General features: G+C 67.2%; 24 protein-coding genes and 2 tRNA genes. 12 read left to right on the top strand and 14 right to left on the bottom strand.

Features of this window, described 5'->3' with window-relative positions:
- Positions 1–61 precede the first annotated feature (61 nt).
- From A3G1_RS41365 to A3G1_RS0109130, 4 genes are all read left to right on the top strand, one after another.
- Positions 62–409 carry a hypothetical protein gene (locus tag A3G1_RS41365; RefSeq protein WP_018349174.1) on the top strand — a complete coding sequence of 116 codons (348 nt, stop codon included), beginning with the start codon at positions 62–64 and terminating at the stop codon, positions 407–409.
- A 235-nt stretch (positions 410–644) separates the two neighbouring features.
- Entirely contained in the window at positions 645–2,657 is a 2,013-nt protein-coding gene (gene gyrB / locus A3G1_RS0109140) for a DNA topoisomerase (ATP-hydrolyzing) subunit B (protein WP_083936822.1), read from the top strand.
- 29 nt (positions 2,658–2,686) lie between these two features.
- Positions 2,687–5,167 carry a DNA gyrase subunit A gene (gene gyrA, locus A3G1_RS0109135; protein ID WP_018349172.1) on the top strand — a complete coding sequence of 827 codons (2,481 nt, stop codon included), beginning with the start codon at positions 2,687–2,689 and terminating at the stop codon, positions 5,165–5,167.
- Between the two features lie 3 nt (positions 5,168–5,170).
- Positions 5,171–5,923, top strand: coding sequence for a DUF3566 domain-containing protein (locus A3G1_RS0109130; protein ID WP_026211956.1), 753 nt, complete (start codon positions 5,171–5,173; stop codon positions 5,921–5,923).
- Positions 5,924–6,057: 134 nt separating this feature from the next.
- On the opposite strand, the gene A3G1_RS0109125 is transcribed toward A3G1_RS0109130, so the two are convergent.
- Positions 6,058–6,567 (bottom strand): GNAT family N-acetyltransferase, encoded by a 510-nt coding sequence (locus A3G1_RS0109125; protein ID WP_018349170.1) that lies wholly within the window; start codon positions 6,565–6,567, stop codon positions 6,058–6,060.
- Positions 6,568–6,774: 207 nt separating this feature from the next.
- Between A3G1_RS0109125 and A3G1_RS0109120 the strand changes: the two genes are divergently transcribed.
- The 3 genes from A3G1_RS0109120 to A3G1_RS0109110 all read left to right on the top strand — a co-directional run bounded on the left by A3G1_RS0109120 (position 6,775) and on the right by A3G1_RS0109110 (position 7,349).
- Positions 6,775–6,851 (top strand) — tRNA-Ile (locus tag A3G1_RS0109120).
- Positions 6,852–6,914: 63 nt separating this feature from the next.
- Positions 6,915–7,043, top strand: a complete 129-nt coding sequence (locus A3G1_RS41360) for a DLW-39 family protein (protein ID WP_018349169.1) — start codon at positions 6,915–6,917, stop codon at positions 7,041–7,043.
- A 230-nt stretch (positions 7,044–7,273) separates the two neighbouring features.
- Positions 7,274–7,349 (top strand) — tRNA-Ala (locus tag A3G1_RS0109110).
- A gap of 58 nt (positions 7,350–7,407) precedes the next feature.
- Here the strand turns inward: A3G1_RS0109110 and A3G1_RS0109105 are convergent.
- The 9 genes from A3G1_RS0109105 to A3G1_RS40430 all read right to left on the bottom strand — a co-directional run bounded on the left by A3G1_RS0109105 (position 7,408) and on the right by A3G1_RS40430 (position 13,493).
- Entirely contained in the window at positions 7,408–7,683 is a 276-nt protein-coding gene (locus A3G1_RS0109105; RefSeq protein WP_018349168.1) for a type II toxin-antitoxin system RelE family toxin, read from the bottom strand.
- Complete coding sequence (locus tag A3G1_RS0109100; RefSeq protein WP_157641017.1) at positions 7,680–7,967, bottom strand: type II toxin-antitoxin system Phd/YefM family antitoxin; 288 nt, start codon at positions 7,965–7,967, stop codon at positions 7,680–7,682. The genes A3G1_RS0109105 and A3G1_RS0109100 overlap by 4 nt, the downstream gene beginning before the upstream one ends.
- Positions 7,968–8,011: 44 nt before the next feature.
- Positions 8,012–9,178, bottom strand: coding sequence for a site-specific integrase (locus A3G1_RS0109095; RefSeq protein ID WP_018349166.1), 1,167 nt, complete (start codon positions 9,176–9,178; stop codon positions 8,012–8,014).
- Positions 9,175–9,354, bottom strand: coding sequence for a helix-turn-helix domain-containing protein (locus tag A3G1_RS42095; RefSeq protein ID WP_018349165.1), 180 nt, complete (start codon positions 9,352–9,354; stop codon positions 9,175–9,177). The genes A3G1_RS0109095 and A3G1_RS42095 overlap by 4 nt, the downstream gene beginning before the upstream one ends.
- A 16-nt stretch (positions 9,355–9,370) precedes the next feature.
- A complete protein-coding gene (locus A3G1_RS0109085) occupies positions 9,371–11,143 on the bottom strand; it encodes a replication initiator (protein WP_018349164.1) in 1,773 nt (590 codons plus the stop codon).
- Positions 11,140–11,544: a hypothetical protein gene (locus tag A3G1_RS0109080; RefSeq protein ID WP_018349163.1), complete on the bottom strand. Its 405-nt coding sequence runs from the start codon at positions 11,542–11,544 to the stop codon at positions 11,140–11,142. Before A3G1_RS0109080 ends, A3G1_RS0109085 begins: the two co-directional genes overlap by 4 nt.
- On the bottom strand, positions 11,541–11,855 hold the full coding sequence (locus A3G1_RS40435) for a hypothetical protein (RefSeq protein ID WP_157641016.1): 315 nt from the start codon (positions 11,853–11,855) through the stop codon (positions 11,541–11,543). The genes A3G1_RS0109080 and A3G1_RS40435 overlap by 4 nt, the downstream gene beginning before the upstream one ends.
- A 135-nt stretch (positions 11,856–11,990) precedes the next feature.
- Complete coding sequence (locus tag A3G1_RS39505) at positions 11,991–13,208, bottom strand: helix-turn-helix domain-containing protein (RefSeq protein WP_040477897.1); 1,218 nt, start codon at positions 13,206–13,208, stop codon at positions 11,991–11,993.
- Positions 13,209–13,262: 54 nt separating this feature from the next.
- Positions 13,263–13,493, bottom strand: coding sequence for a helix-turn-helix transcriptional regulator (locus A3G1_RS40430; RefSeq protein ID WP_040477895.1), 231 nt, complete (start codon positions 13,491–13,493; stop codon positions 13,263–13,265).
- A 1,125-nt stretch (positions 13,494–14,618) separates the two neighbouring features.
- Here A3G1_RS40430 and A3G1_RS33985 point away from each other — a divergent pair.
- Both A3G1_RS33985 and A3G1_RS0109055 read left to right on the top strand, forming a co-directional pair.
- The gene (locus tag A3G1_RS33985) at positions 14,619–14,927 is read left to right on the top strand and encodes a YrhB domain-containing protein (protein ID WP_026211954.1); all 309 of its coding nucleotides are present in this window, start codon (positions 14,619–14,621) and stop codon (positions 14,925–14,927) included.
- Between the two features lie 27 nt (positions 14,928–14,954).
- Positions 14,955–15,911: an NAD(P)H-quinone oxidoreductase gene (locus A3G1_RS0109055; protein WP_026211953.1), complete on the top strand. Its 957-nt coding sequence runs from the start codon at positions 14,955–14,957 to the stop codon at positions 15,909–15,911.
- On the opposite strand, the gene soxR is transcribed toward A3G1_RS0109055, so the two are convergent.
- Complete coding sequence (soxR, locus tag A3G1_RS0109050; protein ID WP_018349158.1) at positions 15,889–16,341, bottom strand: redox-sensitive transcriptional activator SoxR; 453 nt, start codon at positions 16,339–16,341, stop codon at positions 15,889–15,891. The genes A3G1_RS0109055 and soxR overlap by 23 nt on opposite strands.
- 43 nt (positions 16,342–16,384) lie before the next feature.
- Here soxR and A3G1_RS0109045 point away from each other — a divergent pair, with 43 nt between their 5' ends.
- The 3 genes from A3G1_RS0109045 (at position 16,385) to A3G1_RS0109035 (ending at position 18,752) form a co-directional block, all read left to right on the top strand.
- Positions 16,385–17,053 (top strand): thiamine pyrophosphate-dependent enzyme, encoded by a 669-nt coding sequence (locus A3G1_RS0109045; RefSeq protein ID WP_018349157.1) that lies wholly within the window; start codon positions 16,385–16,387, stop codon positions 17,051–17,053.
- Positions 17,046–17,924, top strand: a complete 879-nt coding sequence (locus A3G1_RS0109040) for a transketolase family protein (protein WP_018349156.1) — start codon at positions 17,046–17,048, stop codon at positions 17,922–17,924. The genes A3G1_RS0109045 and A3G1_RS0109040 overlap by 8 nt, the downstream gene beginning before the upstream one ends.
- Before the next feature lie 120 nt (positions 17,925–18,044).
- Positions 18,045–18,752, top strand: coding sequence for a hypothetical protein (locus tag A3G1_RS0109035; protein ID WP_018349155.1), 708 nt, complete (start codon positions 18,045–18,047; stop codon positions 18,750–18,752).
- Between the two features lie 42 nt (positions 18,753–18,794).
- Here A3G1_RS0109035 and A3G1_RS33980 read toward each other — a convergent pair whose 3' ends face one another.
- From A3G1_RS33980 to A3G1_RS0109020, 3 genes are all read right to left on the bottom strand, one after another.
- Positions 18,795–19,409 carry a DUF1707 SHOCT-like domain-containing protein gene (locus A3G1_RS33980; protein ID WP_018349154.1) on the bottom strand — a complete coding sequence of 205 codons (615 nt, stop codon included), beginning with the start codon at positions 19,407–19,409 and terminating at the stop codon, positions 18,795–18,797.
- Positions 19,410–19,439: 30 nt separating this feature from the next.
- Positions 19,440–20,402: a hypothetical protein gene (locus tag A3G1_RS38320; RefSeq protein ID WP_018349153.1), complete on the bottom strand. Its 963-nt coding sequence runs from the start codon at positions 20,400–20,402 to the stop codon at positions 19,440–19,442.
- A gap of 171 nt (positions 20,403–20,573) precedes the next feature.
- A complete protein-coding gene (locus tag A3G1_RS0109020; protein ID WP_026211952.1) occupies positions 20,574–21,269 on the bottom strand; it encodes a glycosyltransferase family 2 protein in 696 nt (231 codons plus the stop codon).
- Positions 21,270–21,356 lie beyond the last annotated feature (87 nt).

The raw sequence follows: 21,356 nt of genomic DNA, 5'->3' as shown, positions 1-21,356 counted from the left end.
TCTTGATCACTCCGTCGGGTGGCCGACAGCGGGTCTTGACCCGGGCGGTGATCCTGAGCCCATGAGAATCACCACGCTGCTGTGCTTCATGATCATGGGCGTTGGCGTCCTCGTGGCTGTCGCCATCGCGATCGCCGCCGTCTCCCGGTCCGGCTCGTCCCGGCCGCGCCCAGGCAAGGGCGGGCCGTGGCAGCAGGGCCACCCCGGGTACGGCCACGGGCACCACCACAGCTCCGACAGCGGGGGCCAGGTGCAGTACTACGAGCAGCAGCCCTACTCCTACGACTCGGGCCCGTCGTCCTCGTGGGGTGACTCGGGCTCCAGTTCGGGTGGTTCGTGGTCGGATTCGGGCTCTTCGTCCTCATCCTCGGACTCGGGTTCGTCCTCATCGTCTTCCTCGTCGGATTAGCGTAGTTTCACCCGTGCCGGGCCCGGCATACCCCCGCCGGGCCAACCGAGCCCTGATTAGCCACCCGCCGCACCAGCCGCGCGGGTTGCGTGGGGGGATGCCAACCTGGGGCCGTCATCGGCGCTACGGCGACTTCAGGCCGTCTGGTGCATGTTCTGTCGGTGGGCCGAAGTAGGATTACCGCGAAGCAGCCGATCAGATCCGCGCGTACGGGCGTCGGGGGTGCCCAGCGCCCATGTCGACGCCGTGCCCGTGCCGACTGCCGTCCAGCAGCGTTGGGCGGAGAAAGCGACCGAGGGTGGCAGCGCCGAAGCAACAGCAAGACAGTTACAGCGCCAGTTCACTGACCGTGCTGGAGGGCCTTGAGGCCGTCCGCAAGCGGCCGGGTATGTACATCGGCTCCACCGGTGAGCGGGGCCTGCACCACCTCGTGTGGGAGGTGGTCGACAACTCCGTCGACGAGGCGCTCGCGGGCATCTGCGACACGATCGTCGTGACCCTGCTGCCGACCGGCGGCGTCCGCGTGATCGACAACGGCCGTGGTATTCCGGTCGACCTGCACCCCAAGCTCAAGAAGTCGGGTGTCGAGGTCGCGCTGACGATCCTGCACGCCGGCGGCAAGTTCGACGGCGACGCCTACAAGGTCTCCGGTGGTCTGCACGGCGTGGGTATCTCCGTCGTGAACGCGCTGTCCACCGAGGTCAAGGTGACCGTCAAGAAGAACGGCCACGTCTGGCGGCAGGACTTCCGCAACTCCAAGGCTGTGGCCGACCTGGTCAAGGGCGAGCCGACCAACGAGCACGGCACCACGATCGAGTTCATTCCCGACCCGGCCATCTTCGAGACCGTGGTTTACAACTTCGAGACCATCTACCGCCGCCTCCAGGAGATGGCCTTCCTCAACCGGGGCCTGACGATCGTCCTGCGTGACGAGCGCCCGGAGAACGAGGAAGAGAAGCGGGAGGTCGTCTTCTGCTACAAGGGCGGCATCTCCGACTTCGTCCGGCACCTCAACGCCAGCAAGAACCCGATCCACAAGTCCGTGGTCGAGTTCAGCGCCGAGGTCGAGGGCATGTCCCTCGAGGTCGCCATGCAGTGGAACGAGTCGTACGGCGAGAGCGTCTACACCTTCGCCAACACGATCAACACGCACGAGGGTGGCACGCACGAGGAGGGCTTCCGCGCCGCGCTGACCACGATCGTCAACAAGTACGGCGTGGAGAAGAAGTTCCTCAAGGCCGACGAGAAGCTGACCGGTGAGGACATCCGCGAGGGTCTCGCGGCGATCATCTCGGTGAAGCTGGCCAACCCGCAGTTCGAGGGCCAGACGAAGACCAAGCTCGGCAACACCGAGATGAAGAGCTTCGTGCAGAAGGCCTGCAACGAGTGGATGGTCGACTGGTTCGAGCGCAACCCGTCGGAGGCCAAGACGATCATCGTCAAGGCTTCCCAGGCGGCCCGGGCGCGCGTCGCGGCCCAGCAGGCCCGCAAGCTGGCCCGCCGCAAGAGCCTGCTGGAGTCCGGCTCGATGCCGGGCAAGCTGGCCGACTGCCAGTCCACCGACCCGCGGCTGTCGGAGATCTTCATCGTCGAGGGTGACTCGGCCGGCGGCTCGGCCAAGCAGGGCCGTGACCCGAAGATCCAGGCCATCCTGCCGATCCGCGGCAAGATTCTGAACGTCGAGAAGGCGCGCATCGACAAGGCGCTGAAGAACAACGAGGTCCAGGCGCTGGTGACCGCGCTCGGCACCGGTATCCACGACGACTTCGATGCCGAGAAGCTGCGGTACCACAAGATCGTGCTGATGGCCGACGCCGACGTGGACGGCCAGCACATCAACACGCTGCTGCTCACCCTGCTGTTCCGCTTCATGCGCCCGCTGGTCGAGCTGGGGCACGTGTACCTGGCCCAGCCGCCGCTGTACAAGATCAAGTGGAACAAGAAGGGCGACGACATCCAGTACGCGTTCTCCGACCGGGAGCGCGACGGGCTGATCAAGCTCCGCCAGGAGTCGAAGCCGAACGCGAAGCCCGACGAGATCCAGCGCAACAAGGGTCTGGGCGAGATGAACTACCACGAACTCTGGGAAACCACGATGAACCCGGCGACCCGCACGCTCCTCCAGATCACTTTGGACGATGCTGCAACCGCCGACGAGCTGTTCAGCGTGTTGATGGGTGAGGACGTGGAATCGCGCCGGAGCTTCATCCAGCGCAACGCCAAAGACGTCCGGTTCCTGGACATCTGAGCCGACCTCACTAGCGAGAAGGGTTACCTGTGACGGAGACGAGCACGCCGCCCGGCGGCGGCGAGCGTATCGACCTGGTCGGCATCGAAGTGGAGATGCAGCGTTCCTACCTCGACTACGCGATGAGCGTGATCGTTGGCCGGGCGCTGCCGGATGTCCGCGACGGCCTCAAGCCTGTTCACCGCAAGATCCTGTACGCCATGTTCGACTCCGGCTACCGGCCGGAGCGCGGCTTCGTGAAGTGCTCCCGCGTCGTCGGTGACGTGATGGGCCAGTACCACCCGCACGGCGACAGCTCGATCTACGACGCCCTGGTCCGGATGGCCCAGCCCTGGTCGCTGCGGTACCCGCTGATCGACAGCCACGGCAACTTCGGCTCGCCGGGCAACGACCCGCCGGCCGCCATGCGGTACACCGAGGCCAAGCTCGACCCGCTGGCGATGGAGATGCTGCGCGACATCGACGAGGACACCGTCGACTTCTCGCCGAACTACGACGGCCGGGCCACCGAGCCGGACGTCCTGCCATCGCGTATCCCGAACCTGCTGGTCAACGGCTCCGAGGGCATCGCGGTCGGCATGGCCACCAAGATCCCGCCGCACAACCTGCGCGAGGTCGGCAAGGCCGTGCAGTGGTGCCTGGACCACCCGGAGGCCGACGAGGCCGAGACCCTCGACGAGCTGATCAAGATCGTGCAGGGGCCGGACTTCCCGACCTACGGCCTGATCGTCGGCCGGCAGAGCATCGAGGACGCGTACCGGACGGGCCGCGGCTCGATCCGGATGCGCGCGGTCGTCGAGGTCGAGGAAGACGCCCGTGGCCGGTCGGTGCTGGTGGTCACCGAGCTGCCGTACCAGGTCAACCCGGACAACCTCGCCGAGCGGATCGCCGACCTGATCAAGGACGGCAAGCTGACCGGCATCGCCGACATCCGCGACGAGTCCAGCGGCCGTACCGGCATGCGGATCGTGATCGTGCTCAAGCGCGACGCGGTGGCGAAGGTCGTGCTGAACAACCTGTACAAGCACACGCAGCTGCAGGAGACGTTCGGCGCGAACATGCTGGCCCTGGTCGACGGGGTGCCCAGGACGCTGAACCTGGCCCAGTTCCTCCGGCACTACGTCGCCCACCAGCTCGAGGTCATCGTCCGCCGCACGCAGTACCGCCTGCGTAAGGCCGAGGAGCGCGCGCACATCCTGCGTGGCCTGGTGAAGGCCCTCGACATGCTGGACGAGGTCATCGCCCTCATCCGCCGGTCGATGAGCACCGAGGAGGCCCGCACGGGCCTGATGGGGCTGCTCACTGTCGACGAGATCCAGGCGACAGCGATCCTCGACATGCAGCTCCGCCGCCTCGCGGCCCTGGAGCGGCAGAAGATCATCGACGAGCTCGCCAAGATCGAGCTGGAGATCGCGGACCTGCTCGACATCCTGGCCAAGCCGGAGCGCCAGCGGAACATCGTCGGCGAGGAGCTCGCCGAGATCGTGGCCAAGTGGGGCGACGACCGGCGGACGAAGATCGTGCCGTTCGACGGCGAGGTCTCGATGGAGGACCTGATCGCCCGCGAGGACGTGGTCGTGACGATCACCCGCACCGGGTACGCCAAGCGGACCAAGGTCGACCTCTACCGTTCGCAGAAGCGCGGCGGCAAGGGCGTCAGCGGCGCCACGCTCCGCCAGGACGACATCGTCAGCCACTTCTTCGTCTGCTCCACCCACGACTGGGTCCTGTTCTTCACGAACAAGGGCCGGGTGTACCGGGCCAAGGCCTACGAGCTGCCCGAGGCATCCCGGGTCGCCAAGGGCCAGCACGTGGCGAACCTGCTGGCCTTCCAGCCGGAGGAGACGATCGCCCAGATCATCGAGATCCCCAACTACCAGGTCGCTCCGTACCTGGTGCTGGCGACGAAGGCCGGCCTGGTGAAGAAGACCAAGCTGGAGGACTTCGACTCCAACCGCTCGGGTGGCGTGATCGGCATCAACCTCAAGGACGACGACGAGCTCGTCGCGGCTCAGCTGGTCTCGCAGGACGACGACCTGCTCCTGGTCAGCAAGCACGCCCAGGCGATCCGCTTCCAGGCCACCGACGAGGCGCTGCGCCCGATGGGCCGGGCCACGTCCGGCGTGATCGGCATGCGGTTCGGCGACGGCGACGAGCTGCTGGCGATGGAGGTCGCCCGGGAGGGCTCCGACATCCTGGTGGTCACCGACGGCGGCTTCGCCAAGCGCACCCCCATCGAGGAGTACCCGGTGCAGGGCCGCGGCGGCAAGGGCGTGCTCACCGCCAAGATCACCTCGAAGCGGGGTGGCCTGGTGGGCGCACTCTCCGTCGAACCGGACAACGAGCTGTTCGCCATCACGTCGAACGGCGGAGTGATCCGGACTCCCGTGAAGCCTGTGCGCCGGACGCGGGATCGGAACACAATGGGTGTCAAGTTGATGGAACTCCCAGACGGTGTGACGATCGTGGCTGTTGCCCGTAATGCCGACGAGCCGGACGAACAGGAATAGCCGATGACGGAGACACAGGCGAAGAACTCGACGCCGGCCGGGCCTTCGGGGGGCGGTCCGGATGGTGCTGCCGTGCAGAGCGCGGCTGGTCGCGCGGCGGTTGGGCGCGCCACAGTCCCCGGAGAGGCGCAACCTTCGGCGCCGAAGTTCACCCGTCCGCCGGGTATGAACCCGCCGCCGGACAGCCTGCCAGCCACCGGGGTCGCGGCTTCCGCCGCGGTCGCTGCGGCCCGGCCGACGGCTGTCCAGCCCGCCGTTCAGGAGGCGCCAGTGACCGCCACAGCGAAGGTCGCCGTGGCGGCGGCCCCGATCCCGGCTGGGACGAAGGGGCAGGTCGCCGAGGCTGTCCGGGCGGCACGGGCCACCGTGTCCGCCGCGGCCTCACGTGGCCCGCGCCGGGCGCGACTGCACCTGAAGCGGATCGACCCCTGGTCGGTCATGAAGTTCTCGTTCGCGGTCTCCGTCGTGCTCTTCATCGTCATGGTGGTCGCCACGGCCGTGCTGTACCTGGCGCTGGACGCGATGGGCGTCTTCGACAGCGTGAACACCACTCTCGGCAACCTGATCGGCTCGGCTGGCGAGAACAAGGAGTCGGCATTCAAGATCACGGCTCTGGGTGTGATCGGCACGTCGGCCGTCCTGGGCGTGGTGAACATGGTGCTGTTCACGGCACTGTCCACTCTGGCCGCGTTCATCTACAACGTGTGCGCGGACCTGGTGGGTGGCGTCGAGCTGACGCTCTCCGAGAAGGAGTAGCGGAAGCTCGGATGGTGGTGTGCCCCTAGCGGTACACAGAGGACGAAGGAAGCGCCGTATCCCGGGTCGGCCGGGGTGCGGCGCTTCTCGTTGTCCTGGTGCCTCTTGTTGTGTGGTGGCACGGGGCGTGCGGGTCAGACCAGGGACTTGCTGAAGCAGACGCTGGTGGTGCTGCCGGCGTAGTGGCCGAACAGCGGGATCTCGGCGTATCCGGCCGTCGTGTACAGCCCGATCGCCTCCGCCTGCCGGGTACCGGTCTCCAGGCTGAGGGTGTGGTGCCCCTCGGCGCGCGCCAGGTCCTCCAGGGCCGCCAGGAGCCGCCGTGCGAGGCCACGGCCGCGGTGGGCGGGGTGAACGAACATCCGCTTGAGTTCGGCGTGTGTGGGCGTTGTGGGCGGGTTGAGCGGTGCTGGTGCTGGTGCTGGCGGCGCAGGCTGTGCAGGGGCCGCCGGGAGGGTCTGGATGGCTCCGCAGGCGATCGGCTGGCCCTCGGTGGTGTACGCGACCAGGTACCGGGCCGTGTCGTCCAGCGGGTACCCGCCTGCTTCCTCGTCTGGCAGGTACCTGGCGGCGATCTCGGCCTGCTGTGCAGTGGTGAGCGCGACGACGTCCGGGTCGGCGGCGGTGGCCGGCTTGAGGATCATGCGCGGACGGTAGGCGGGGCGTGTGCCGGGGATGTTTCGGAGCGGTTTCCAGCCGGGGCTCCGAGCGGTGCGACGACCGGGGCCGGGGTGGCCGGCGGGTGGGCGCTGGCTGGTCGCGGGGCGGTTGTGGGCTGGGGTTTCAGGTGGGCGGGCCCCCGATTTTGGGTGTCGGGAGGGTGTGGGGTAAAGTTCGTTCTCGCGTGTCACGGGGCTATAGCTCAGTCGGTTAGAGCGCAGAGCTGATAACTCTGAGGTCGCTGGTTCGATTCCAGCTAGCCCCACCAACAGCACCAAGAGCAAGACCCATAGATAGATCCAACCGCTCGATGCTTAGGGAGATTCACCCGATGCTGAAGAAGCTGATCATCATCGCGGGGATCATCGGTGCCGCAGCCTTCGTGGTGAAGAAGGTCAAGGACGCCAACGACGAGCGTGCCCTGTGGCACGAGGCGACCACGGCTCCCGACCTCCGATAGGTTCCGCAAGGCCTGCGCGATCCGGCTGGCTGAGTCAGACTGCTGGGTCGCCGGGTCTCGTTACCGGGTACGGCCTGACGATCGTCCTGGCCGTGATGGTTCGGTGAGGCGGTAGTCTGATTGGCTGCCGGGACTTTGCCAGGGCCGAGCCTCGCGAGAGGTGAGACCGGAGCGCGCAGAGGTAGTGTTGCGCGTGGTGCGGTAAGGCTGGCACGGGTGGAGCAAGACTCGGGGACGTAGCTCAATTGGCAGAGCACCGCCTTTGCAAGGCGGGGGTTAGGGGTTCGATTCCCCTCGTCTCCACCAGGTAATACTCTTCTCGATCATGGTCGAGTTGTAGCCAGCCGTGTAGCCTATGGCCCGGTCAGACGCCGTACACATCGCCGCGCAGCCGGATCGCCAGGACATACACCGTCCGCTTCTTCTCATCGATCCGGTACACGACCCGGTACGTCCCGAGGTGCGCCGACCGCTTCCCCTCGTACGGACCCTCCAGCTCACCGCCAAGCCGATGCGGGTTGTACGGCAGCCGGTCCGTGATGAACGCCAGCGCCGCCCACGCGACGGGCTCTGGAAGAGTCTTCTCCAGAGCCCGCTGAGCCGGGCCAGTGATCTCCACGGCCCACTTCTCCTCGCTCACGCGCCACCCCGCCGACTCGCCAGCATCCGCTTCCGCATCTCCTCAGCGCTGACAGTCCGGCCAGCAGTGACGTCTTCCTCAGCCTCCGCGATGTCCGCCTGAGCACCAGGATCACGGAGCAGCGCGATCGTCTCCCGGAGCGCCACCAGCTCATCGTGGGAGACCAGCACCGCAGCAGGTTCGCCGTTGCGGGTGATCTCCACATGGTCATGGGTCGTCGCGACGGCTGCCACAAGCTCGGACAGCCGCGCCTTCGCATCAGTGACCGTCATTGTCATTGTCATAGTCCGAATTCTAGTCCGATGGCGGATGAGCTGCCAAGACTCGGCTATGCCAGGTTGCCGAGAGCCTGATCGATGCCCTTTGCGGCTTCCCGAGCCCGAGGAGCCAGCACGTGCCCGTACAGGTCAGCCGTCAGCCTGATCGTGGAATGCCCCAGAAGATCCATGACCGTCCGAAGCTCCTCGCCAGCATCGAGCAGGAACGTGGCGAAGGCGTGCCGCAGGTCGTGAAGGTCGAGCCAGTCCAGCCCGGCCGCCGCCCTGTACTTCTCGAACCGCCGGTTGACGTTGCGCGGCTCCATCGGCTTGCCGAGAGTATTCGGGAACACCAGGTCATACTCCGGTTTCCACGCCTCACCAGCGGCCAGCCGTTCCTCAGCCAGCCGGGCCTTCTGCCGACGCAGAGCCAGCAGCCCAACCCGCTGGAGGGGAATCGGACGCTTCGACCGGTGCGTCTTCGGAGAGCCGATCGTCAGGCCCTGACTGCTACGGATCAGCTTCTGGCGGACCCACAGCGCCTCGCCATCCAGATCCACGTCACTCCACCGCAGGCCCAGCAGCTCACTCCGGCGCAGCCCAGTCGCGATCGCCAGCAGGAATACCGACTCCAGCCGATCACCCTTGATCGCCCGCAGGAACGTCTTCGCCTCATCCGGAGTCAGCGCCCGCCGCTCATCCCGCGAACCGCCACCGGGAGTCACCGACTTGGCCACGTTCCTGGTCAGCAAATCCTCAGCCATCGCACCACTGAGCGCCGCCCTCAGAACAGCGTGAATCTTGAGGATCGTCGCCGGTGACCGCTTCCCCTTGTACCCGGCGAGGAACTGCCGGATGCGCTTGGCCGTCAGCTTGTCCAGCCGGACCGAACCGAGGCCAGGCCGCAGATGCACATCCACCACGCTCCGGTACCGATCGAGCGTGCTCGGGCTCCGCTCCTCCTCAGCCTTGATCAGCAGCCACTCATCCAGCCAGTCAGCCACCGTCTTCGGTTTCTTCGTCAGGTCCAGGCCAGCCTTCTTCTGGTCCCTGATCCGGTCCCGCTCCTCGATCGCCTCCTCTTGCGTCGCGCCGTACCCCACAGCACGCTGCCTCTTGCCTGCCACGTAGCCGACATCGATCGCGGCCACCCACAGGCCATCCGACGAGCGCTGGTAGATCGAGCCCTCGCCCTTGGCCCGGCGCGGCTTCTTCTGGCTCGTGCTCTTCTGGCTCACGCGGCGTACTCCTCAGTTGCCGAGAGGTATTCCTCGATCGCAGCCACAGGGATAAGCCGAGCCCGGCCACGCTTCACCGATCGGAGCTGGCCAGCCCGCAGCATGACGTACACGGTGTCACGGCAGACACCCAGAAGCCGGGCAGCCTCAGCAGGCCGCACACTCAGTCGATCCATAGCCATCTCCTTTCGATCAGGCCGCGAGGGCCAGGGTTGAAGTTGCCGAGAGTTCTCCGAGCCGTTCTGTTGCCTGCCTGAGCTGGTGTTTCCATCCAGCTCGGACAGTGATCGCGCGCATGATGCGCAGCGACTCCGGCGGCAGGTCCGGATCGTCCGGTCGACACAGCTCGTACTCGTACCGCCGTGGCAGCGCTGGTTCGGGCTCGTCGCCCTGGTCGTCGTTGCCGAGAGCCAGCAGCGCCCGGACCCACGCGGCGTTGTCCTGCCGGTGGTCGGTGAGCGTCTTGCCGGACCACTGCCGGGAGATCAGCACCCGCCGTCCGGTGAAGCCGAGCGATTCGCGCTGGTGAACCTTGCCACGGCAGGCACCGGGCCGGAGCTTGCCTGTGCAGCCCTTGGGGGCGATGCCGTACAGCAGCCAGTTTGCGCACGTTGCCGAGCAGGGCAGCACCGACAGCTCAGCGTGGAGCCGGTCGAAGTGGGCGGAGGCAGCCGAGGCTTCGGGCCGCACGTGTTCGGTGATGTCCTTGGTCAGGTACTTCGTGACGTAGCGGATGGTGCGTTCAGCGTCCTTCGTGCCGCCCTTCACTCCGCGCGGGTCGATCCGGCCGCAGCGGATCACATGGGCGGGTTCGGGCTCGTCGGCCTGGTCGATGGCCTCGATCGCGTCGTCCCACGGCACCAGGTCGATGGGGGTACCCGCGTGGTCGGTCCAGCACTCCGAACCGGCATCCCACCGGGGAGGGCGGGCAGGATCGTGCAGCAGCTCGTCATGGGCAGGCCACCACACCTGGTGGTACGTCGCCTCAGCAACCCGGCGGACCAGAGCACGCGGGACAGTGCCGCGTACGGCGAAGTGTGCGTGCGGGGCCAGCCGCTTCTGAAGTTCGACGCAGCCCGCGTACTGGATGTTGATGCCGGTTGCGCGGCGGAGGTTCTGCCAGAGCCGGTCAGTCAGCCGGGAGAAGTGAATCGCGTCGAGAGCGGCACGGCGGTAGTCGTAGGACGCGGGGTCGACCGGGGTTCCGATCACCGGGTCGTCCGGGTGATGCGACGACCCGCACGGACACACCGGTCGGCCGGCGCGGCGGGGCGAGTGGATGTCCCCATAGGACGGCAGGGTGATCGTAAGCAGCATCGAGTCACGGTGCAGCGACCCGTCCTGTCCGGCGATGACGCGGCCCACTGTCCGGCCCCGGTCGACCTTCATACGAGGCAGGTCGGGTACGTCCTGGCGCCGCTTCGTGGATCGCTTCACCGCAGCCTTGGACGGCTCGGCCGAGGACGGGAGCTTTCCGCGCAGCCCGGCATTGGCGAGCTCGGCGGAGACTTCTCCGATCGCGGCATCCAGGTCGGCGAGCTGCCGGGCACGCTCGTCAGGGTCGAGACGGGCGCTCATCAGGGCGGCACGTTCCCATTCGAGTGCGGCCCGGTATCCGACGAGCCAGCGTTCCTCTTCGGTCGCGGCACGGGGTACGGGGTCGGGTTCGGTGGCCCGGTGCCAGCCCTCCCGGATCTGCTGGATACGCAGCTTGCGGTTCCGTTCAGCGCAGGGTGCGCACTTCGAGGCCAGCCGGGCACCACACGGAACTTCGATGACCTCAGTCTGCCCGGTCGTGACATCGGTACGGCGCAGCGCGATCGGGTGCAGGCACACGCCAGACTCAGCCGCGATCTGGCGGAGTACTTCCAGCGACATCGGTACGGCCATGCGGGCGGCCCGGGAGCCCGGACGCGGAACAGCCTCGGCGGCCGGGCTGGCGGGCGGCAGGACGGCGAGGGTCACAGCCACGCCTCCTCAGGAGAAACGATGCCGTGAGGCGAGCCGAGATCCATCGCCAGGATCCCCGCGACGTCCCGGGCGTTGCGGCCACGCTCACCGGGGAACAGGTTCTCCAGGACTGCCAGCTCCGCCGACACGTCAGCCTTCGGGCCGCCCAGCTCGAACTTCATCAACCGGCGGCGCGAAGCCTTCCCCGCTTCCAGCCCGATCCGGCGGACCTCATCCAGGCCCAGCTTGGCGAGCCCTTCCATCGCCAGGCGGATCTTCCTCCCCGTGTTCGGGATACCCGGCGGGATTGTCACGACCTGCAACGCCGCAGCCAGCTCGAAGTCGTTGAGCCCGAACACCACCGCCAGCAGCAGCTCAGCCGACACCGGCTCGGTGGCCGTCGCCGTGGTGTTCATGCCTGCACCGCCTGACCGGCCAGGATCTTCGCGCGGGTCGGCTCGAAGATCTCCGACACGCCCCACAGGCAGTGGCAGTCGGCATCCTCCGTGCCGCCCTGGCAGTCCGGGCAGATGATCCAGATGGACCGTTCGTGCCGGTCGATGCAGCGCGGGCTCTCACAGCCGAGCGAGCCGCAGTAGCCGCACACGCCAGCGAAGTTCTCACGCGGAGGCTTGCGCGCGAATACCAGCCGATCCAGGGTGATTGTGAAATCTGGCCTGCCCGCAGGAACCGGAGCGGCAGCAGGGACAGTAAGCTGAGAAGACATCGTGAGTCCTTTGTCCGAGGGTCCGATGTACCTGCCTCGATGGGGTGCCAGCCCCGTCGAGGTTTTTCTATGGCCCAGAGTACCAGTTCAACTGGTACTTGAAAACTAGCAGTCGTGCCGCTTGTCCAAGATCTTTTAAGCGTTGATCAGTCCAGCCATGCGGCGCAGCTCAGGATGGACTCCCCGGCGTGTACGGCTGAGTAGATCCATGATGAGCGCCCGCGCCATCGGTCGGTTGAGCACGTGAGCGCCAGCGATCTGCTCGGCTTTGAGCAGGGCCTCCAGCGCCTCTGTTGGCTTGTTGCTCATGCCTAGACCGCGTGCCTTGCAAGTCCAGTAATGGGACAGACGTTCCCCGGAGTTGATCTCCGAGACTGGTACCGACTGCACCTGGCGTTCAAGGTCGCCAGGGCGGCCCAGTTCAATTGCGATCTCGACCTCGTGAATCGCGAGGTTGGCGGCGTTGAACTGCGTTTGCCATGCGTTTCCGCTTGGCTGAACCACCCGGCGAGCCTCAGCGATATGGGCAGCCGCATCGCTTGCCGACCACAGACGGCTGTAGGCAACGGCCGCGCGAAGGTGCATGGCTCCTAGCATGGCTGGGATGTCCGGAGCGTCCGAACCTTGGAGGCCGTCAAGCGTGTCGATTGCCTGCGTCGCCACGTTTCGGGCCTCGTCTATTGCCCCAGCGTGGAGCCATGCTCCGCACAGATCCCACGAAGCCGCAGCCAGAACGACCGGCGACCCAACAGACTGTGCTGCCGAAAGCTCGCGCTCCATAGCAAGCCATGCAAGATCGTGGTGCCCAGTTAGGTTGGCCATGACGCGAGCGATGTGGCATGCCCGGACCATGAGTTCCGCTGTGCTGGCCGCAGCATCTCCCGTTTCGGTACGGCCAAGAACTACGAGGTCTTCAATGAGGTCTGGAAGCAGCGAGTTCAAGGGTGAGAAGTTCGCCGCTTGGCGCAGATCTTCAGCATGGGCGATGGCTCGTTGAAGATCCATCAGTGGGCGTGGCTGTCGCTCGATCGAGGCGAACGACGGCAGTGATGCTCGCTGGAGAGCCAGGCGAAGGGCCGGTACGGCCGCGTGTCCTGAGTCCATGTTCTGTGTGGCTGGCCGGTAGGGCTGTCCGGTCAGCTCCACGACCTCCACGCCCAGGGCGTGAGCGAGGCGATCGATGATGCTGCGCCGGTCAAGAGGAGCATGCCCACCTTCTACTTTGGCCACCCAGGAAGCGGAGCGATCTACTGCCGCAGCAAGGTCACCTTGCGTCCAGCCCTTCCGCTTGCGCGCACGAGCGACCCGCTGACCGGGAGTCATCTCGTTCACGTCTTCCCTCTCGTTCCTCATAGGACAAGGCTAAACAGGGCGCGGAGGCACGAACTTTCAAAAAAACTGACAGCTTCAGTCCTTCGCTGTCACCGGCCGACCACCAACGCCGGGGCGCGGTCGCTCCTCATGCCATTTGATGATCTTCGCAGGCTTCCACAGGCGGGTTCTGCCCAGCGACAAGTCAGAGTCGGGCATCTGGCCGCGCTTGCGATAGTTCGTAACCGTCGATCCCTGAACGCCCAGGTACGCAGCCACGTCGGAGGTCGTCCACCACTCGGCGTTCGGGTCAGGCTTCGGCTCCACGGGTCTATCTTGCGTCATAACTTTGCTCCAGCCCAGCCGCTCACCAGCACGCAGGTGGTTGCCGAATTGTTCTCTACAGGATCAAGGCGCGCCTCGCGGCGCGCGTGCCGGTCGCGGCAGCCGCCCGGCGGCACGCCGTGCCCGCGGCTCTCCCTCCGGTCGGCCGCGGGCACGGGAAGCCGCCGAGAACCGGCGGAGACCACGACCGGCACGCTCAAGAGCCAGCCGCGAGGCGGGTAGGTGGTCCAGCACTTTTGAAGACCGAAGTGGAGTGGTCGCGACGCCTGCCCGCTCACGGTGACACTCGATCAGCCTGCCCAGCTCTCCGCGCGTGCCGGGTCGTCTGGTTGTGGCTCAGGCCAGACCTCGCACCGATCGAGCGTGACGACCTGGTGGTGAGCGAGGAAGGTCAAGGGCATGTCCTCGCCGGACGGGCAGGATCCGGGATGGCCAAGGGGCAGCAGGACGGCCTCAGGAGGTGCGTGGGGCCGGTCCTGTCTCGGGGGGCCATCCCGTCACCTGCCACAAGGGCAACCACACAACCTCCAGGGCGTCAACCGGTGGAGCTGGTTGACGCCCTGGAGGTAGCGCGGTCGGTCAAGACCAGGTGACGGGATGGCCCCCTCTGGCCAGAACCTTGGGTTAGATCGAGTGGTCAGCGTAGGCATGAAAGCCCAGGTAGGAGCCGCGATTTTTGGCCCGCGATTGTCCCGCAAACCCTTGTTGGATCTTGTATGTCGCTGGACTTCACTGGACTGGGTGACCACGGAAGACAGTTGCCGAAAGCCCAGGTGCGGAGGGGTTTCGGCCGGTCAGCGGATCCAGGGGCAGAAGTGGCGGGAGGGGCGCGTGTCGCTTTTCAAGACCGGCGCCATCGGCCACTAGGCGAGCCCTCCAACGTGCAGAGCCCAGTGTGCCAGATGGGCGGGGCCGGGCTGTGGGTGCCCGCAGGGTGCCGGCTCACACTCCGCGCGTCAAATATCTGCTTTCCTCCTGGGCCGGCGCGGGGGTACGTTGCCACGATCCGTCCGGCGTGAGCTGCGGCGAAGCGTCAGCCCGGCATGGTTTGCCTGCCGGCTACCGGCTGTTACGGCTGGCGACGATTCAGGAAAGGAGCATCGAAGAATGCGAGGAATAATCAGTCGTGACCAGGCGACGCGGATCGCCGCGGTCGCTTTCGAGGACGTCAGGCGCCGGTCCGCGGTGGCCGACCTCATGCTGACCCGGGTGACCGAGTGCTCGGTCGGCTGGCTGTTCGCCTACGACTCGGCGAAGCACGTGCGCAGCGGCGAGTTCGAGGACATGGTGCCGGAGGCCGCGCCGCTGCTCGTGGACCGGTTCCACGGCGCGGTGCACGAGACGGGCACGATCCACCCGATCGAGCACTACGTCGCGGAGTACGAGGCGTACTTCGCCGACCAGCTGGCCGCCTGACCTCTCACTGCGGCTAGGTTGGGGCTCATGCGCGCTATGACCCTGCCCAGCTTCGGCGGCCCGGAAGTCCTGACCTGGGCCGAGGTGCCCGACCCGGTACCCGGCCCCGGCGAGGTGCTGATCGAGGTGGCCGCGACGGCCGTGAACCGGGCCGACCTGCTCCAGCGGCAGGGCAAGTACCCGGCTCCGCCCGGCGCCCCCGCCTGGCCCGGCCTGGAGTGCTCCGGTGTGGTCGCCGAGGACGCTGCCGGGTGGCGTAAGGGCGACCGGGTGTGCGCGCTGCTGGCCGGCGGCGGGTACGCCGAGCGGGTCGCGGTGGATGCCGGCCTGCTGCTGCCGGTACCGGAGAATCTTGGTCTGACCGAGGCTGCGGCCCTGCCGGAAGTGGCCACGACGGTCTGGTCGAACGTCTTCGCTCTCGCCGATCTGCAGGCAGGAGAGCAGTTCCTGGTGCACGGCGGGGCCAGCGGGATCGGCACGTTCGCCGTCCAGCTCGCCAAGGCGCGCGGGGCGCGGGTCGCCGCGACCGCCAGCGCGGCCAAACACGACGCGATCCGGGCGCTCGGCGCCGACCTGGTGATCGACTACCGGGCGGAGGATTTCGAGAAGCTGGTCAGCGCCAACGTCATTCTCGACATCATGGGCGCGTCCTATCTGGACCGCAACATCGACGCGCTGGCCACCGGCGGCCGGCTCGTCATGATCGGCACGCAGGGCGGGATCAAGGCCGAGCTGAACATCGGCAAGCTGATGCGCAAGCGCGCCTGGGTGGCAGGCACGACGCTGCGCGCCCGGCCGCTGGAGGAGAAGCGCCGGTTCGTGGCGGAGGTCCGCGAGCAGGTCTGGCCGCTGATCGCTTCGGGCCAGGTCAAGCCGGTGATCGACCGGGTACTGCCGATCACCGAGGCCGCGGAGGCGCACCGGGTCGTCGAAGCCAACGCACACGTCGGCAAGGTAGTACTCACGACGCCACAGCCTGCTTGATCAGGAAGTTGGCGCCCGAGCCGCGTTCCGCTGCCTTGTCGCCTGCGTTGTAGAGCGAGCAGCGCTTCAGTGACAGGCAGCCGCAGCCGATGCAGCCGGTCAGGTCGTCGCGCAGCCCCTCCAGCATCTTGATCTGGTCGGTGAGCCGTTCGTGCCAGCTCTTCGAGAGCTTGGCCCAGTCGGCCTTGGTCGGCGTGCGGCTCTCCGGCAGCTCGGCGAGGGCCGCCGTGATCTCGTCGAGGCTCAGCCCGACCTGCTGCGCGACCCGGATGAAGGCGACGCGGCGCAGCTCGGAGCGCTCGTAGCGGCGCTGGTTGCCGGTGGTGCGCGCGGCGCGGATCAGGCCGCGGTTCTCGTAGTAGCGCAGCGCTGAAGGCGCGACTCCCGCCCGGAATGCGAATTCCCCGATCGGAAGTGTGTCCACGGTCACCGCTCCTTGAGTTCAAGTCAACTTGAGAGCGCAGTGTATCCGCATGGACAGCCTCCTCGAACTCCGCCGCCGCTTCACAGGTGACGACAAACACCTGCCCAGCGCGACCTCCACAATGGAGGTGCTCTGGACGTTGTACGACCGGGTCCTGCACATCGATCCAGACAACCCCGACGATCCTGACCGAGACCGGTTCTTTCTCTCCAAGGGCCACGGACCAGCGCTTTTCTACTCGGTACTGGCCGCCAAGGGCTTCATCCCCGCCGAATGGCTCGACACAGCGGCGACCGTGGACAGCCCCCTCGGCCACCACCCCGACCGGGTACTCGTGCCGGGGGCCGAGATGTCGGCCGGCTCGCTCGGGCACGGGCTGCCGCTGGCGATCGGTACCGCGCTCGGGCTCAAGGCCCAGGGCCGCCTCGAACCGCGGGTCTACGTCCTGCTCGGCGACGCGGAACTCGACGAGGGTTCCAACCACGAGGCCATCGCCTTCGCTGGGGCCGTCGGGCTGGACAACCTGACCGTCATCGTCATCGACAACCAGTCGGCGAGCCACGGCTGGGCTGGCGGGATCGCCTCCCGGTTCGCCGTGAACGGCTGGACCACGTCCACAGTCAACGGCCGCGACCTCGACGCGATCGAGGCGGCACTCACCCCCCTCAGCAGGCGACCGCACGCGGTCACAGCCATCGTGGAGCCCAAAAATGCGTGAAGCGTTCGTCAAGACGATGACCGAGATCCTCGACGAGGACCCGCTGTCGGCCCTGGTCCTCGCGGACATCTCCGCCGGAGCCTTCGGCCACGTCCACAGTGACCGCCTGATCAACGTCGGGATCAGGGAACAGCTCATGGTCGGCGTGGCAGGCGGGCTGGCGCTCACCGGGCTCCGCCCGGTCGTGCACACCTACGCGCCTTTCCTGGTGGAGCGGGCGTTCGAGCAGGTCAAGCTCGACTTCGGCCACCAGGGCGTAACGGGAGTACTGGTCAGCGTCGGCGCGTCGTACGACTGGACAGAAGGCGGGTTCACCCACATGTCCCCGCGCGACGTGACGCTGCTCGACAGCATCCCCGGCTGGACGGTCCACGTCCCCGGCCACCGCGACGAGGTACCCGCGCTGCTCCGCGCCGCCGTCGCCAGCGACGACCAGGTCTACATCCGGCTGTCGACCCAGGAAAACCGCGAGGCGCACCCGGCCGGGCTGCACCTGGTGAAGTCCGGGTGGGGCGGGCCGCTCGTCGTCGCCGTCGGGCCGATGCTCGACCGGGTACTGGAGGCGACGGCCGGGCTCGACGTCTCGGTCGCGTACGCGGCGACTGCCCGCCCGCTGGACACCGAGGCGCTCCGGGAGCTGGCGTACACGAACGAGGTGGTGCTCGTCGAGCCGTACCTGGCCGGTACCTCGGCGCACCTCGTCAGCGCGGCGCTGTCCGACCGGCCCCACCGGCTGCTGTCGCTCGGCGTCGGCCGTGAGGAACTCCGCAGGTACGGCACGCCCGCCGACCACGACCGGCTGCACGGGCTGACGGCCGAGGGCATCCGGGCCTCGCTGGACGCTTTCACGGCCCAGCGGGTGAACTCATGAATTCGCTCGGTTCCGGCTGTTTCATAAGCAATTTCCGTAGCCGGGCGAACCGATCGGGCAGCCACGAAACCAATCGCAGTATGTCTATAGAGGAACGTGTCTTTCGCTAGACTCTGCTGCATGCGGCTGACACAACTTTCGGGTACCGGGCCTGAACTGTACGAGCTGTACCACGAAATCCTGGAGCCCTCATTCCCGGCCGCAGTACTCGGCGGAGTCTCCAGTCTCGAAAGCCTCGCGAGATCCGATTCCGGGAGCATCTGGCTCTCGGTCGCCGACGACGGGCAGGTGCTCGCCGGGGCGATCGGGGAATGGGATGCCCCGTCCCGCGTGATGCTGCTGGCCTGGATGGCCGTCCGGCCAGGTAACCGGGGCGGCGGGATCGGCGGGCCGCTCCTGTGCGCAGCCCTGGCCGCCTGGCGGGCCGAGCACGACCCCTGCCTGATCCTGGCCGAGGTCGCCGACCCGGCCCGCCACCAGCGGGAGCGGCGGGAGACGGCCGGCGGCGAGGACGGCTCCGGCGAGGCTTACGGCGACCCGGAGGCCCGGCTGCGTTTCTACCAGCGGCGTGGCGCGCGGGTACTGGATCTTCCCTATTACCAGCCGGGGCTGGGGGCGCGCGGCGAGCGGGTACGCGATCTGCTCCTGCTCGTCCTGCACGCCCATCCGCAATTCGACGGTGTCGCACCGGACACCATCGACCCGGGCGTTATTCGCGGATTTCTGGAAACTTACCATGCGAAATGTGAGGGCACGATCGGCCGCGATGCCGAGGCGACCCGATTGTGGACGGCTCTCCAGCGTCCACAGGGGATTACTTTTCGCTGAGTTTCCCCGCTATTCACCTGCGGGTGGCCCGGAACTACCCGGTTACTGGCGGCCCATGAGCGCGCGCACCCAGCCGGGCAGTTCCTTACGGAGTTCGCCGGGCGGGGCGCTGCGCACCTCGACATCGCCCATCAGCGCGTGCACCTTCACCCGGACCAGCGGTGTGCCGGCGATCCTCGGGACGGCGGCCAGCCGGACCTCCCGGTCGCCCATCAGCACCCAGCCGTGCACCTCGACCTCGACGCCCTCCGGCACCACGATCTTCACGTCGCCCATCAGCGACCAGCCCTCGATCTCGACGACGCCGCCGGCGAACACCTCGGGGCTGGCCACCGCGTCGCGCAGGTCGAGCTTCGTGTCGCCCATGATGTTGATCGTGCGGAGCACCCCGGGCATGAGCCAGCGGCCACTGCGCTTGGTGTCGCCCATGAAGTTCACGATCCGGGGCTGGACGGCCGCGCTGGACTGGCCGACGATCTGCACGTCGGCCATCGGCACGCCTTCCGTCGACTGCTGGAGCTCGACCGCGCTCTCGGCCGCCCAGACCGCGCCGACCCTGACGCTGAACTCCTCCAGGTTGATCCGGCCGTCGCCCACGGCCTTGTGGAGCAGTTCCGCCCGCTGCTGACGGTCGATGTCGGTGATCGGCGTGTCCATGCCTCAGAGGGTACCGAGTGCTGGCGATTCTCAGGTCGGGCGGATCGTGGGCTTCGGCGGGTTGGTCACGCCGAACACCTTGGCCGTGATGTCGCTCAGGGTACGGGCACCGAGGTCGAGCGAGTCACGTTCCGGCGACATCTGGTACATGATGGACAAGGTGTACCGTTCGTCCGGCCCGGCGAACCCGACCGTGCTCGTGCACCAGTGCGACTGCCCGCTGTGGAAGTTCTCCAGCCAGCCGTTCTTGTTGCCGGGGTTCAGGTCGGCACCGGCCGACCACACGCCCCAGTGCTGGACGTCGCTCACCTTGCGCATCGCGTTGGTCAGGTACGACCGGTCGTTGAGGTTGAGCTTGTCGAGGATGTAGGACATCAGGTTCGACAGGTCGTCGGCCCGGCAGGCCAGCGCGCCCCAGTCGTTGTTCGACCCGGCCATCGTCAGCCCGGACATGCCGTAGCGCTCCCGGAAGGCACCGAGCATGGTGTGCTTGCCGAACTGCGCCCAGAGCCGGTCGGCTGCGGCGTCCGACGACCAGGAGAGCATGTCCCTCATGTCCTTGCTCTGCGCGGTGGACAGCTCCCTGTCGCTTTCCAGGATGTGGGTGGCCATCGCCAGCTTGATGGTCGAACCAGTCCACATCTTCGTGTTCGTGTCGCCGGTACGCCAGACGGCACCGGTCTTCCGGTCGCGGAGCACGATGGCCAGCGCACCCGACTTGCCGTCCACAATGGCCTGCGCGGCGGCGAACCTGGCCGGCCAGTTGCAGTCCCAGCCGTCCTTCACCGGGCAGCCGTTGATGGTGACAGCTGGCGGCTTGGTGGGCTCGGCCGGAGGTACCGGCATCGGCGCAGGCACCACGCCCTGGGTGGGGGCAGGCAGCGGGGCGGTTCCGCCGGGCTGGCCCGGTGGGGTGTGCTGGGCCGCGGACGGGCCGCCGCAGCCGGACAGCAGCAACGCGAGCAGCGCGAGAAGCACGAGGGGTTTGCGCATGCCGGGTGACACCTCCTTGGGTGCACCCGGTCGGTGTGGGTGGGTGCCTCCAAGGAAGAGGACGCGGCAAGATCATTGAAAGGTTGACGGGAACTGATTACAGGCCGGTGACGCGAAGACGATTAGGGTCCAGAAGGGACAATCCCCGCTGGACCCCGATGTGGTACCTGGCTAGCTGCCCGGCTTGCGGCGGATCCGCTCCTTGCCGAGGATCCACAGCGCCTCGACGCCGTCCTTCCACGTGATCTTCTTGCCCTCCTCGCGGGACCGCGCCCGGTAGGAGATCGGTACCTCGTACGGGCGGACGCCCCGGCGGAGCAGCTTGCCGGTCACCTCGGCCTCCATGCCGAAGCCACGGGACCGGATGTTCAGCGAGCGGTACAGCGCGACCGGCATCAGCTTGTAGCAGGTCTCCAGGTCGCCGATGTAGCTGTTGAACAGCACGTTGGCCGCGAGCGTGACGCCCTTGTTCCCCATCACGTACCAGAAGGAGTACGAGCTGTGCCCGCCGAAGCTCCGGTTGCCGTAGACGACCTCGCTGTAGCCGTCGATCACGGGCTGGAGCAGCTTCGGGATGTCCTGCGGGTCGTACTCCAGGTCGGCGTCCAGGATCACCATGTAGTCGCCGGTCGCGCTCCGGGCCGCCGTGGCGATCGCCGCGCCCTTGCCCTGGTTGCGCTCGTGCCGGAACACCTTGACCTGCGGGTCGTCGATCGCGGTGAGGATCTCCACCGTGCGGTCCCTGCTGCCGTCGTCGACGATCACCAGCTCGATCTCGCACGGGTAGCTGACATCCAGCGCCTGCTTGACGGCCGCGGCGACCCGGGCTTCCTCGTTGTAGACGGGCATGAGGATGGACAGCTTCACGGCCTGCTCCACGAAGATCGTCGGGTACGGCACCCCCAGCATTTCTTTGGCCGGGTTCTGGCAGGTTAACGAACTTAGGGGGGTTAC

It is taken from the genome of Longispora albida DSM 44784, from assembly GCF_000379825.1.
GTDB classification, from domain to species: domain Bacteria; phylum Actinomycetota; class Actinomycetes; order Mycobacteriales; family Micromonosporaceae; genus Longispora; species Longispora albida.
The sequence above is the reverse complement of the archived record's forward strand: the minus strand, read 5'-3'. Positions and strand labels throughout refer to the sequence as shown.